11 protein-coding genes are annotated in these 12,350 nt (G+C 67.9%); 7 read left to right on the forward strand and 4 right to left on the reverse strand.

Annotated features, from left to right (window positions below):
• Positions 1-197: 197 nt before the first annotated feature.
• Positions 198-2,228, forward strand: coding sequence for a M3 family metallopeptidase (locus tag AC06FA_RS01285; RefSeq protein ID WP_478066777.1), 2,031 nt, complete (start codon positions 198-200; stop codon positions 2,226-2,228).
• Positions 2,229-2,478: 250 nt separating this feature from the next.
• Here AC06FA_RS01285 and AC06FA_RS01290 read toward each other — a convergent pair whose 3' ends face one another.
• On the reverse strand, positions 2,479-3,282 hold the full coding sequence (locus AC06FA_RS01290; protein ID WP_478066779.1) for an SDR family oxidoreductase: 804 nt from the start codon (positions 3,280-3,282) through the stop codon (positions 2,479-2,481).
• Positions 3,279-3,845 carry a DUF1415 domain-containing protein gene (locus tag AC06FA_RS01295; protein ID WP_478066780.1) on the reverse strand — a complete coding sequence of 189 codons (567 nt, stop codon included), beginning with the start codon at positions 3,843-3,845 and terminating at the stop codon, positions 3,279-3,281. Before AC06FA_RS01295 ends, AC06FA_RS01290 begins: the two co-directional genes overlap by 4 nt.
• Positions 3,846-4,040: 195 nt before the next feature.
• Between AC06FA_RS01295 and AC06FA_RS01300 the strand changes: the two genes are divergently transcribed.
• The 3 genes from AC06FA_RS01300 to AC06FA_RS01310 all read left to right on the forward strand — a co-directional run bounded on the left by AC06FA_RS01300 (position 4,041) and on the right by AC06FA_RS01310 (position 8,093).
• Positions 4,041-5,507 carry a benzaldehyde dehydrogenase gene (locus tag AC06FA_RS01300; RefSeq protein ID WP_478066781.1) on the forward strand — a complete coding sequence of 489 codons (1,467 nt, stop codon included), beginning with the start codon at positions 4,041-4,043 and terminating at the stop codon, positions 5,505-5,507.
• Positions 5,508-5,525: 18 nt separating this feature from the next.
• A complete protein-coding gene (locus AC06FA_RS01305) occupies positions 5,526-6,653 on the forward strand; it encodes an NAD(P)-dependent alcohol dehydrogenase (RefSeq protein WP_478066782.1) in 1,128 nt (375 codons plus the stop codon).
• 354 nt (positions 6,654-7,007) lie between these two features.
• Positions 7,008-8,093 (forward strand): helix-turn-helix domain-containing protein, encoded by a 1,086-nt coding sequence (locus AC06FA_RS01310; protein ID WP_478066783.1) that lies wholly within the window; start codon positions 7,008-7,010, stop codon positions 8,091-8,093.
• Between the two features lie 28 nt (positions 8,094-8,121).
• On the opposite strand, the gene AC06FA_RS01315 is transcribed toward AC06FA_RS01310, so the two are convergent.
• Entirely contained in the window at positions 8,122-8,604 is a 483-nt protein-coding gene (locus AC06FA_RS01315) for a YajQ family cyclic di-GMP-binding protein (RefSeq protein WP_010481366.1), read from the reverse strand.
• Positions 8,605-8,843: 239 nt separating this feature from the next.
• Here AC06FA_RS01315 and AC06FA_RS01320 point away from each other — a divergent pair, with 239 nt between their 5' ends.
• From AC06FA_RS01320 to AC06FA_RS01330, 3 genes are all read left to right on the forward strand, one after another.
• On the forward strand, positions 8,844-9,740 hold the full coding sequence (locus AC06FA_RS01320) for a DMT family transporter (RefSeq protein ID WP_478066784.1): 897 nt from the start codon (positions 8,844-8,846) through the stop codon (positions 9,738-9,740).
• 194 nt (positions 9,741-9,934) lie between these two features.
• Positions 9,935-10,942, forward strand: coding sequence for a methionine ABC transporter ATP-binding protein (locus tag AC06FA_RS01325; protein WP_478066785.1), 1,008 nt, complete (start codon positions 9,935-9,937; stop codon positions 10,940-10,942).
• Positions 10,939-11,628 carry a methionine ABC transporter permease gene (locus AC06FA_RS01330; protein WP_079223454.1) on the forward strand — a complete coding sequence of 230 codons (690 nt, stop codon included), beginning with the start codon at positions 10,939-10,941 and terminating at the stop codon, positions 11,626-11,628. The genes AC06FA_RS01325 and AC06FA_RS01330 overlap by 4 nt, the downstream gene beginning before the upstream one ends.
• 64 nt (positions 11,629-11,692) lie before the next feature.
• On the opposite strand, the gene AC06FA_RS01335 is transcribed toward AC06FA_RS01330, so the two are convergent.
• Complete coding sequence (locus AC06FA_RS01335; protein WP_312708416.1) at positions 11,693-12,301, reverse strand: lipocalin family protein; 609 nt, start codon at positions 12,299-12,301, stop codon at positions 11,693-11,695.
• Positions 12,302-12,350: the final 49 nt, after the last annotated feature.

The following is a 12,350-nucleotide window of genomic DNA, read 5'->3' on the forward strand; positions in this document are numbered from 1 at the left end:
TTGGGGCTGGAGCCAGACCTTCCATGTGGGGCCTCGTCGGAACATGCCGCTGCGGTCTCCCCCGCGCGGCCAGCTTCGGCGCGGTGCCGTAAGGCCGGCGTGAATGCCCGGTGCGCCGCCCCCTTGTCTGCTGCCGCTGCCAGCGCCATATCCACGGTGATGCCCGCGTGCCGGGCCTGTTCCCCTGGAGATCTGCCGTGACCGAAGCCAACCCTCTGCTCGATTTTTCCGGCCTGCCGCGTTTCGAGGCGATCCGCCCCGAGCACGTGGCGCCGGCGCTGGATGTGCTGCTGGCCGAGGCCGAGGCTGCGGTCAGCGCGGCCGAGCAGGTGCAGCCGGTCACCTGGCAGACCTTCGTGACCCCGCTGGACGACGCCACCGAGCGCCTGTGGCGCGCCTGGGGCCTGGTCGGCCATCTGCAGGGCGTGGTGAACACCCCCGAGCTGCGCGAGGCCTACAACAGCAATCTGCCGCGGGTGACCCGCTTCGCCAGCGCGCTCGGCCAGAACCTGGCGCTGTTCCGCCAGTACCAGGCCCTGGCCGCCAGCGACGAAGCGGCGCACTTCGATGCGGCCCAGCGCAAGGTGCTGGACAACACGCTGCGTGACTTCCGCCTGGGCGGTGCCGAACTGGAACCGGCCGCGCAAGAGCGCTTCGCGGCGATCAAGGAGGAGCTGTCGGCACTGTCGGCGAAGTTCTCGCAGAACGTGCTGGATGCCACCGACGCCTGGTCGCTGGTGGTGGACGACGAAGCGCGCCTGGCCGGTGTGCCCGACGACGTGAAGGCGGCCGCGCGTGCGGCGGCGCAGAAGGACGGCCGCGAGGGCTGGAAGCTGACGCTGCAGATGCCGTGCTATCTGCCGGTGCAGACCTGGGGCGAAGACCGCGACCTGCGCGAGATCCTGTACCGTGCGAGCGCGCAGCGCGCCTCGGAATTCGGCGAGGACGCGCTGGACAACAGCGGCAACATCGACCGCATCCTGGCGCTGCGTGGCGAGCTGGCGGCGCTGCTGGGCTTCGCTTCGTATGGCGACTATTCGGTGGCCACCAAGATGGCGCAGGACCCGGCCGAAGTGCTGGGCTTCCTGCGTGACCTGGCCGTGCGTGCCAAGCCGTTCGCTGCGCAGGACCGCGCCGAGCTGGAACAGTTCGCCAGCGAGCAGCTGGGCATCGCACCGCTGCAGGCCTGGGACCTGGCGTTCGCCGCCGACCGTCTGAAGCAGGCGCGCTACAGCTATTCCGAGCAGCAGGTGAAGCAGTACTTCACCGAGCCGAAGGTACTGGCCGGCCTGTTCGCGGTGATCGAGCAGCTGTACGGCCTGCGCGTGCAGCCCGACAGTGCACCGGTGTGGCACGAGGACGTGCGCTTCTTCCGGCTGGTGGATGCGCAGGGTGCACTGGTGGGCCAGTTCTACCTGGATCTGTACGCGCGCGAAGGCAAGCGCGGTGGCGCCTGGATGGACGACTGCCGTAACCGCCGCGAACGCGCCGACGGCAGCGTGCAGACCCCGCTGGTCTATCTGGTGTGCAACTTCGGCCGCGGTGCCGACGGCAAGCCGGCCACCTTCAGCCACAACGAAGTGACCACCCTGTTCCATGAAATGGGCCATGGCCTGCACCAGCTGCTGACCCGCATCGGCGAACTGGGCGTGGCCGGCATCAACGGCGTGGAATGGGACGCGGTGGAGCTGCCCAGCCAGTTCATGGAGAACTTCTGCTGGGAATGGGACCACCTGCAGGCGATGACCGCGCACGTGGACAGTGGCGAGCCGCTGCCGCGCGCGCTGTACGAGCGCATGCTGGCCGCGCGTAACTTCCATAGCGGCATGGCCACCGTGCGTCAGCTTGAATTCGGCCTGTTCGACATGCTGCTGCACAGCCAGTTCGAACCGGCGCAGGACAGCGTGCTGGCGTTGCTGGATCGCGTGCGCGCGGAAGTGGCGGTGAACCATCCTCCGGTGTGGAATCGCTTCCCGCACCAGTTCAGCCATATCTTTGCCGGTGGCTATGCGGCCGGGTACTACAGCTACAAGTGGGCCGAAGTGCTGAGTGCCGATGCGTATGCCGCGTTCGAGGAAGCGCCGCAGGCGCTGGCCGAAACCGGTGCGCGTTTCCGCGATGAGATTCTGTCGCGCGGTGGCAGCCGTGCCGCAGCGGAAAACTTCAAGGCCTTCCGCGGCCGCGCACCGCAGATCGATGCGCTGCTGCGGCATTCGGGCATGGCGTAACCGCGTTGGTGCTGTGGTGGGTGCCAACCTTGGTTGGCACTTTCTGGCAATCGTGCGGACCAAGGTCCGCACCTACCGAGCAGCGGTGAGGCGGTGGTAGGTGCCAACCTTGGTTGGCACGTTCTGGCATTCGTGCGGACCAAGGTCCGCACCTACCGGATAGCGGTGAGACGGTGGTAGGTGCCAACCTTGGTTGGCACGTTCTGGCATTTGTGCGGACCAAGGTCCGCACCTACCGAGCAGCGGTGCTCTATCCGGCGTAGATCATCTTCCGGGTCATGCCGCCATCCACGATGAAATCCTGGCCGGTGCTGAAGCCGGACAGCGACGACAGCAGGTACACCGCCAGCGCGCCGATATCTTCGGGCTGGCCCACGCGTCCCACCGGGTGTTGGGCGTGGTCGCAGGGTGAGTAGTCCGGCGCGTGGCGGCGCGACGGCGCCTGCCAGGCGCTGGTGCCGATCCAGCCCGGGCTGATGCTGTTTACCCGCACCGCCGGCCCGGCGCTGATCGCCAAGGCATGGGTGAACGCCACCAGCCCGCCCTTGGCGGCGGCATAGGCTTCGCTGTGCGCTTCGGACTGCCAGGCGCGGGTGGAGGCGATGTTGATCACCGCGCCTGCGCCACTGGCGGTCAGTGCCGGCAGCGCATGCTTGCAGCACAGGAACGCGCCATGCAGTGACGACAGCCGACGCTGCCATTCGTCCCAGCCCATGTTTTCCAGCGTGGTGCCGTGCGGGCCGGCAATGCCGGCGTTGTTCACCAGGCCATCGATACGGCCGAAGCGCTGCTGCGCCGCGGCGATGAACTCGCGCACGCTGCCTTCGTCGGCAATGTCCAGGCGCTGGAATGCGGCATCAGCGCCGCGCTGCCATTCGTCCAGGCAGGCCTGCCCGGCTTCTGTGTCCAGATCGCCGATCAGCACGCGGCCACCGGCGCCCAGCACCGCCTGCGCGATGCCGCGGCCGATGCCGTTGGCACCGCCGGTGACCAGCACCACCTTGCCCTGCAGGGGCGCTGCGGGCCAGGCCGCAATGGGCGGTGCCGCGCTCACGACAGGTCATCCCCGCGCAGGCGGCGGTACCAGCCGTCCACGCCAATGCGGTCCAGGGTCTGGATGTTGCGCTCCACGATCACGTCCGGATCGGGGAAGGCATCCACCGCGCGTGCCACGCTGTCTTCGCGCAGCAGGTGCAGGGTGGGGAAGGGCGCCCGGTTGGTGTAGTTGCTGGCATCGTCGGCGGCTACGCCATCGAACTGGTAGTCCGGGTGGAAGCTGGCCACCTGCAGGATGCCCTGCAGGTCCAACGCCTCGATCGCCGCGTCGGCGTTGTCGAGGAAATCGTTGTAATCCAGGAAATCCACCAGCACCTGCGGATGCACGATCAGCGTGGTGTCGATCTGTTCGGCCGGGGTATCGCGCAGCAGCACCAGCTCTTCGGCCAACTGCTCCACCAGCGCTTCCGGCGTGGTGGCGTCGCTCAGTACGAAACGCACCTGCTCCTTCACGTACACCGCCTTGGCGAACGGGCACAGGTTCAGGCCGATCACGATGCGCTCCAGCCACAGGCGGGTGGCGGCGATCGGATCGTCGGTGGGCAGGGCGGTATCGGTCATGGCGGGCACATCGGCTGGCGGGGCCGCCATTGTAGGCGCGCGGTCACCGCCGCGCTGTTCACTGTCCACGAACTGGACAACGGCGACGCTGGAAAGCCGTGTGCATTCAATCACCTGGCCGCGCACGGCCAATGGCCGATTGCCGCCCTGCCAGTGAAAGGCGTGCAATGGCCCCACGTAACTGGAGGACACAACATGACTGCATCTTCCCCGTGGCTGCCGGCCGAACTCTGGTCCGGTGCCTTCTTCGATGGCCAGTGGCGCGCCGCCGCACAGCAGCAGCCGGTGCTTGAACCGGCCACCGGGCAGACGCTGGGCCAGGTAGGCCTGGCCGATGCCGCGCAGGTGGCACGCTCGGCCGCCGCTGCCGCCCAGGCCCAACGCGAATGGGCGGCCGCGCCCTATGAACAACGCGCCCAGGTGCTGCGCCAGGCCGCGCGATTGGCCGAAGACAACATCGACACCCTGGTGGACTGGCTGGTGCGCGAGAGCGGCTCGACCCGCCTGAAGGCCGGTTTCGAGGCCAAGGTGACCATCAAGGCGCTGCACGAAGCGGCCGCGCTGCCCTCGCGCAGCACCGGCGAGATCCTGCCCTCCGAACCGGGCCGCCTGAGCCTGGCGCGGCGCCGCCCGCTGGGCGTGGTCGGGGTCATTTCGCCGTTCAACTTCCCGCTGTACCTGGCCATGCGTGCGGTGGCACCGGCCATCGCACTGGGCAATGCGGTGGTGCTCAAGCCCGACCCGCGCACCGCGGTCTGTGGTGGCGCGGTCATTGCCCGCCTGTTTGAACAGGCCGGGCTGCCGGTCGGCGTGCTGCACATGCTGCCCGGTGACGGTGCCGCCGGTGCCGCGCTGACCAGCGACCCGCACGTGGCGATGATCCAGTTCACCGGGTCCACCGCGGCCGGCCGCAAGGTGGGCGAAGCGGCCGGCAAGCACCTGAAGAAGGTCTCGCTGGAACTGGGCGGCAAGAATTCGCTGATCATCCTGGACGATGCAGACCTGGATCTGGCCGTGGCCAACACCGCCTGGGGCGTGTACCTGCACCAGGGGCAGATCTGCATGGCCACCGGCCGCGTGCTGGTGCACCGAAAGATCCACGCTGCCTTCCTGGAAAAGCTGGTGGCCAAGGCGAAGTCGCTGAAGGTGGGCGACCCGGCACGCGAAGACGTGGCCATCGGGCCGCTGATCAACGCCACCCAGCGCGACCATGCTGCGCGCGTGGTGGCCGATGCGGTGCAGGCCGGTGCCACGCTGGAAGCCGGCGGTAGCCATCAGGATCTGTTCTTCGCGCCCACCGTGCTGGGCAACGTGGCCGCCGACAACCCGGCGTTCAATGAAGAAATCTTCGCGCCGGTGGCGGTGGTGGTGCCGTTCGACGATGACGACCAGGCGGTGCAGCTGGCCAACGACAGCGAGTACGGCCTGTCGATGGCCATCGTGTCCAGCAACGTGGGCCGCGCGCTGAAGCTGGGCGAGCGCCTGCGCACCGGCCTGCTGCACATCAACGACCAGACGGTGAACGACGAAGTGATCAATCCCTTCGGTGGCGTGGGTGCGTCCGGCAACGGCACCAGCATCGGCGGCCCGGCCAACTGGGAAGAGTTCACCCAGTGGCAGTGGATGACCGTCAAGGGCGAAGCGCCCGCCTACCCGATCTGATCCAGGAGGAACATCGCGATGAACAACACTACTGCAGGCCGTGACATCACCGCGGCCGTCGTGCGCGGCAAGGAACAACCGTTCGTGATCGAGCAGGCACGCCTGCGCGGTCCGCAGGACGATGAGGTGCTGGTGAAGGTGGTGGCCACCGGCCTGTGCCATACCGACCTGATCGTGCGTGACCAGTACTACCCGGTGCCCCTGCCGGCGGTGCTGGGCCATGAAGGCGCGGGCATCGTCGAAGCCGTGGGCCCGAACGTGCGCGACCTGAAGGTGGGCGACCACGTGGTGCTGACCTACGGCGCCTGCGGCCACTGCAACCCGTGCCGCGGTGGCCATGGCGCCTACTGCAAGGATTTCTTCGGGCTCAATTTCGGCGGCGATGATGGCCACGGCCATACCGCCATCACCGATGCGCAGGGGCAGCCGCTGCACGATCACTTCTTTGCGCAGTCTTCCTTCGCCACCTTCGCCATCGCCCGCGAGATCAATGCGATCAAGGTGCCCGACGATGCGCCGCTGGAACTGCTGGGCCCACTCGGTTGCGGCATCCAGACCGGTGCCGGTGCGGTGCTCAATTCGCTGCAGGTGCGCTCGGGCAGCAGCTTTGCCAGCTATGGCGCCGGTGCAGTCGGGCTGAGTGCGGTGATGGCGGCCAAGGTGGCCGGCGCGACCACCATCATCGCCATCGATGTGGTGCCGTCACGGTTGGAACTGGCGCTGGAACTGGGCGCCACCCACGTGGTGAACAGCCGCGAGACCGATGTGATCGAGGCGGTGCGCGCGATCACCGGTGGCGGTGCGGATTACGCGCTGGAATCCACCGGTCGCCCGGAAGTGCTGTCGGCCGGCATCGAAGCGCTGGGCGGGCTGGGCATGATGGGCGTGGTGGGTGCGCCGAAGCTGGGCACCACGGCCAGCTTCGATGTGAACAACCTGCTGCTGGGCGGGCGCAGCATCCGCGGCATCGTGGAAGGTGACAGCGTGCCGCAGGTGTTCATTCCGCAGCTGGTGACGCTGTACCAGCAGGGCCGGTTCCCGTTCGACAAGCTGGTGAAGTTCTATCCGCTGGAGCAGATCAACCAGGCGGCCGAGGACAGCACCAAGGGCATTACGTTGAAGCCGATCCTGCGCATCGCCGCGTAAGGGTGGGGTGGGGTGGGTTTGCAGGGCTGCGCCCTGCACCTGCCGAATCAACGTCAACGTCAACGTCAAAAGCGGGCTATCCGTGGGATGGCGGGGTGGGTCCGGTTGCGGGGGACGGCGCAAGTACGTCCATGTAGCCTCGGTCGCGCCATCCATGGCGCTCACGCCCCCGCAACCGGACCCACCCCGCCTTCGACAGTTTCCTGCGGTCTGTTGGACGCGAGCGTGGGGTCGGATCCGTTTTCCACCGGAAAACGGCTCTGACCCCTTGTTTGAATGGGTCTTTAAACGGAAACGTTCCGTTGCCGGGGCGTAACGCCGGCATAGCGGGCGCGGGTGTACCCTGCTCCGATGATGGCCACGACAGTCGGGCAACAACAGTTGGTGGCGGCGCGCGATGCGTTCGTCGAGGGCGACATGGCGTCGCTGGCCGGGCTGCCGTTGCCCCTGCAGCAATCCTGGCAACGCTCGCGGGCGGCTGGGGTGCTGCCTGGGCAGGAACCGTATTACCCGCCGCTGCAGGGCGATGGCCGGCGCCTGCACGATGCCGGGGACCGACGCCTGGCGCGCTGCGTGCAGCCGGAACTGGAACAGCTGTGGGCGGCCTTCGGTGGGCGTGGCTGGACGATGTTCTGTGCCAACCGCCACGGCATGGTGATCGCGCAACAGGCCCATGGCCTGGAAGATGACGCCTTGCTGCGGCCGATCCAGGTCGGGCGGCAATTGGGCGAAGCAGAGATCGGCACCACCGCGCCGGCGGTCAGTCTGGCCGATGACCTGCCCGCGCTGGTGCGCGGCAACGAGCACTACCTGCAGCGTTTCGCGCCGGTGTTCTGCCTGAGTGAGCCCTTGCACGATCTGGACGGCCAGGTCTGCGGGGCGATCGACATCACCGGGCTGGGCGAGCGTGATCCGGCACTGCTGCAGGGCTACTTCCGGCAGGCCGCGCTGGCCAGTGAGAACCGCCTGTTCCAGACCCTGACCGATGTGCACCTGCTGGCTGTGCAGCATGATCCGCGCTGGCTGGCCACGCCGCTGCAGGGGCTGTTGGCAGTACAGGAAGACGGGCAGCTGCGTGCGGCCAACCGCGTGGCGCGGCGTCTGCTGGGCCTGCCGCGGCGGGGGCCATTGCCCCTGTTGTCGATGGAAACCGTGTTTGCTGGCGCCAGTGCGGCGCAGCGCCGCCATCTGCTGCAGCCTGGTCCCGCGCACCGGGTGCGGCTGGGCGAGGGCAGTGCGGTCTACCTGCAGCACCTGCGGGCACCGCGGGCGCCGCGCACACGTGCGCCGGCACCTGCCGCGGTGGCGGCTGCGCCGTTGCGCGAGCAGCAGCGGGAAGCGGCGCGGCGTGCGGCACACGCCGCCGACGGCAACCTGAGCCTGGCCGCACGGCAGTTGGGCGTCTCGCGCACCACCCTGTACAAGCTGCTGCGCGAGTGACGCCGCCGGGCCATGCCCGGCGCATCCATCAATCGCGGAAGTTGTTGAACTGCAGCGGCAGTTCGAACTTGCCGGCCTTCAGCACGGCAATCGCATCCTGCAGGTCGTCGCGCTTCTTGCCCTGCACGCGCAGCTTGTCGCCGTTGATCTGGCTTTCCACCTTCAGCTTGGCTTCCTTCAGCGCCGCCGCGATCTTCTTGGCGATCTTCTGCTCGATGCCCTGCTTGACGGTGATCTTCTGCCGGGCCTGCGCCAGGTTGGTTTCGATATCGCCAAATTCGAGGCTCAGCACGTCGATGCCACGCGCAGCCAGGCGGGCGCGCAGGATGTCGTTCATCTGCTTGAGCTGGAACTCGGTCGGTGCGGTCTGGTTGATCACATCGCCATCGCGTTCGAACTTCGCATCCACGCCCTTGAAATCGAAGCGGGTGGCAAGTTCGCGGTTGGCCTGGTCGATGGCGTTGGTCAGCTCGTGGGTGTCGACTTCAGACACGACGTCGAAGGAAGGCATGGGCGTGGCTCCGCGGAATTCAGTGGCGGCCATTCTATCGCGTGGGCCACGGGGTGTTTGTAGAGTCGAGCCATGCTCGACCCTGGGCCGTAGAGTCGAGCTTGCTCGACTGGCTTTCACGGGGCAGTCGAGCATGGCTCGACTCTACAGCCGGCAGTCGAGCATGGCTCGACTCTACCGGGGGTGCCAGTCGAGCAAGCTCGACTCTACAGACGGCGGTTGCCGGGCGATAATGGGCCATGAACCTGCAACGCTCTCCTTCGCGCGCGGTGGCCTGGATGGTCGCGGCGGTCGCCTGTTTTTCGCTGATGGACGCCGGCATGAAGCAGCTGTCGGCCAGTTATCCCTCGCTGGAAGTCACCTTCCTGCGCGGTGCGGCGTCGCTGCCGTTCGTGCTGGTCTGGGTGCTGGCCAGCGCCGGCCCGCGCTCGCTCATCCCGCGCCGCTGGGGCCTGCATCTGCTGCGCGGTGGGCTGGGCATGGCAATGATCGGCTGCTTCGTGTTCGCCCTGCGCGACCTGCCGCTGTCCACCGCTTACAGCATCTACTTCGTCGCCCCGCTGCTGATCGCCGCGCTGTCGGTGCCGCTGCTGGGCGAACGGGTGGGCCCGCGGCGCTGGGTGGCCATCGGGGTCGGCCTGCTGGGGGTGATCGTGGTGCTGCGGCCGGGCGTGGACGGCTTCATTTCCATCCCCGGCCTGATGGTGCTGGCCGCGGCCACCGCCTATGCCATCGCGGCAATTACCGTCAGCCTGCTGACCCGTACCGATACCTCGCAGTCGATGGTGGTCTGGTTCCTGGTCATCATGGCCATCGGCGCGGGCCTGCTGGCGCTGCCCGACTGGGTGCCGCTGCAGCTGGCCCATGCGCCGCTGATCGCCGGCATGGGCCTGGCCGGTGCACTGGGCCAGATTGCGCTGACCAAGGCGTTCCAGCTGGGCGAGGCGTCGATGATCGCGCCGCTGGAGTACAGCGGCCTGGTCTGGGTGATCGGCTGGGACCTGGCGTTCTGGGGCCAGCTGCCGGACGCCTACACCTGGGTCGGCGCGGCGATCATCGTGGCCTCGGGCCTGTACCTGCTGCACCGGGAACGCCTGAACCGGGTGCAGCCGCCGAAGCCGCTGGACCACCTGTGATCGTGGCGGGTCGGGGGTCGGAGCCCCTGCGGGGATCCGACCCCGGGGTCAGATCCCCGCAGGGGCTCCGACCCCACCGGCACACGCGACTTAGAACCAAAAGGAATAACATTCTGGCCCAAGGCGCAGGCGCGGAACCGCCGGCGCTGGTAGGCTGCACGCCCCTTCTTCCGCCCCGCCGGTGAGCCACGCCCGTGATCGAGTTCCAGCGCCTGCACAAATCCTATGCCGTTGCCGGCCGCCAAGTGAGCGCGCTGCAACCGCTGGACCTGACCATCGAGGCCGGCGAAGTGTTCGGCATCATCGGTCATTCCGGCGCGGGCAAGTCGACCCTGATCCGCATGATCAACCGCCTGGAAGAACCCAGCGGTGGCAAGCTGCTGATCGGCTGTGAAGACATCACGGCGCTGGACGCCGACGGCCTGCGCGCGCTGCGCCGTCGCATCGGCATGATCTTCCAGCACTTCAACCTGCTGTCTTCGCGCACGGTGGCCGGCAACGTAGCGTTCCCGCTGGAACTGGCAGGTACGCCGAAGGCCGAGATCGACGCGCGCGTGGCCGAGCTGCTGCAGACCGTCGGCCTGCAGGACCACGCGACGAAGTACCCGGCGCAGTTGTCCGGTGGGCAGAAGCAGCGGGTGGGCATTGCCCGCGCGCTGGCCACCCGCCCGCAGATCCTGCTGTGCGACGAAGCCACCAGTGCGCTGGACCCGCAGACCACCGCCTCGGTGCTGGCACTGCTGTCGAAGATCAACCGCGAGCTGGGCCTGACCATCGTGCTGATCACCCACGAGATGGATGTGATCCGCCGCGTCTGTGATCGCGTGGCCGTGCTCGATGGCGGCCACCTGGTGGAAACCGGTCCGGTCACCCAGGTGTTCCTGCACCCGCAGCACGCCACCACGCGGCGCTTTGTCAGCGAATCCGAACACGTGGACGAAGGCGTGCTGCACCGCGATTTCGACGTGGTGGGCGGGCGCATCGTGCGCCTGACCTTCCTCGGCGGTGACACCTACGAGCCGTTGCTGGGCCGCGTGGCCCGCGAGACCGGCATCGACTACAACATCCTGTCCGGCCGTATCGACCGGATCAAGGACACCCCGTATGGCCAGCTGGTGGTCGCCCTGGTGGGCGGCGACCAGTCCGCCGCGCAGGCCGCGTTCGTGGCCGCCGGCGTGCACGTTGAGGAACTGCGCCGATGATCGTCGCCACTGCTGAAGGTTTCTTCCGCCACCTGGATGCTGACAAATGGGTGGATATCGGCAAGGCCACCATCGAGACGCTGCTGATGATGGCCGGCTCGCTGCCGCTCACCCTGGCCATCGGCCTGCCGATGGGCGTGCTGCTGTATGTGTTCGGTGCGCCGCAGATGAAGCGCCGGCCGCTGGCCTATGGCGTGCTGGCGATCGTGGTGAACCTGCTGCGTTCGGTGCCCTTCATCATCCTGATGGTGGTGCTGATTCCGGTGTCGCTGTGGCTGATGGGCCAGTCGATCGGCGTGCTCGGCACGCTGCCGGCACTGGTGATCGGCGCGGCGCCGTTCTATGCGCGCCTGGTTGAAACCGCCCTGCGCGAAGTGGACCGTGGCGTAGTCGAGGCGGCGCAGTCGATGGGCGCCACCACCTGGCAGCTGGTCACCCGGGTGCTGCTGCCCGAAGCCCGGCCGGGCCTGATTGCGGCCGCCACGGTCACTACGGTCGCGCTGGTCGGCTTCACCGCCATGGGCGGTGCGATCGGCTCCGGTGGCCTGGGCGACCTGGCGCTGCGCGAAGGCTACCAGCGCAACCGCACCGACGTGGCCCTGGTCACCGTGGTGGTGCTGCTGATTCTGGTGCAGCTGCTGCAGATGCTCGGCGACCGCCTGGTCGCGCACTACACCCGCAAATAGCACGATGCCGGGCATCGCCCGGCATCGTTCGGGTAGCGCCGGGCCATGCCCGGCGGGCGCCCTGTCAGCGCACGTTCGGCACTTCGTAGCCCAGCTTGCCTACCTGTTCGGCGTGCTGCGGCACGCGCTTGAGCTTGTCGGTGTTCACGCCGTACTCGTCACGCAGGCGCTCGGCCAGCTCCTTGTACAGCGCCTTGTCCATGTCCGGCTGGCGGGCAAAGATCCAGGCCATTTCACGGCCGGGATAGCCGATCAGCGCCCAGGAATAGTCCGGCGCCACTTCCAGCACCCGCGAATGGGTCGGCACCACCCGGTAGAACCAGGTGCGCCAGGCATGGTTGCCACTGTCCGCATCGACGCTGGCGCGGGCCCGCACTTCCTGCAGCGGCTGGCCGAAGCCATCGCGGTAACGGTAGGTGATGGCGACCTTGTGGTCGTCGCGCAGTTCGTACTGGTTGACGCTGGCCACGTGGCCACGTTCGATGAAATTCGGCACGCGGCCGATCACATACCAGGTGCCCATGAAGCGCTGCAGGTCGACCGGTGCATCCGGATCGACGGCCGCACGGTCAGGCAGCGCGCTGCGCGACGCCGGCGGATCTTCGGCAGCCAGCGCGGCGCCTCCCAGTGACAGGGCCAACACCATGGCGCAGAACGGGCGGATCGGGGACATGCGGGAGCGGGCTCCAGTGGGCTTGCCCGCGCATGGTCACTGGGTGCAG

The organism is Stenotrophomonas sp. Steno-C17, from assembly GCF_056393165.1.

Coding starts and splice junctions, on each gene's coding strand:
- AC06FA_RS01295 (WP_478066780.1), bottom strand. CDS start 3,845: ATGACCGATACCGCCCTGCCCACCGACGATCCGATCGCCGCCACCCGC.
- AC06FA_RS01300 (WP_478066781.1), top strand. CDS start 4,041: ATGACTGCATCTTCCCCGTGGCTGCCGGCCGAACTCTGGTCCGGTGCC.
- AC06FA_RS01305 (WP_478066782.1), top strand. CDS start 5,526: ATGAACAACACTACTGCAGGCCGTGACATCACCGCGGCCGTCGTGCGC.
- AC06FA_RS01310 (WP_478066783.1), top strand. CDS start 7,008: ATGGCCACGACAGTCGGGCAACAACAGTTGGTGGCGGCGCGCGATGCG.
- AC06FA_RS01315 (WP_010481366.1), bottom strand. CDS start 8,604: ATGCCTTCCTTCGACGTCGTGTCTGAAGTCGACACCCACGAGCTGACC.
- AC06FA_RS01320 (WP_478066784.1), top strand. CDS start 8,844: ATGAACCTGCAACGCTCTCCTTCGCGCGCGGTGGCCTGGATGGTCGCG.
- AC06FA_RS01330 (WP_079223454.1), top strand. CDS start 10,939: ATGATCGTCGCCACTGCTGAAGGTTTCTTCCGCCACCTGGATGCTGAC.
- AC06FA_RS01335 (WP_312708416.1), bottom strand. CDS start 12,301: ATGTCCCCGATCCGCCCGTTCTGCGCCATGGTGTTGGCCCTGTCACTG.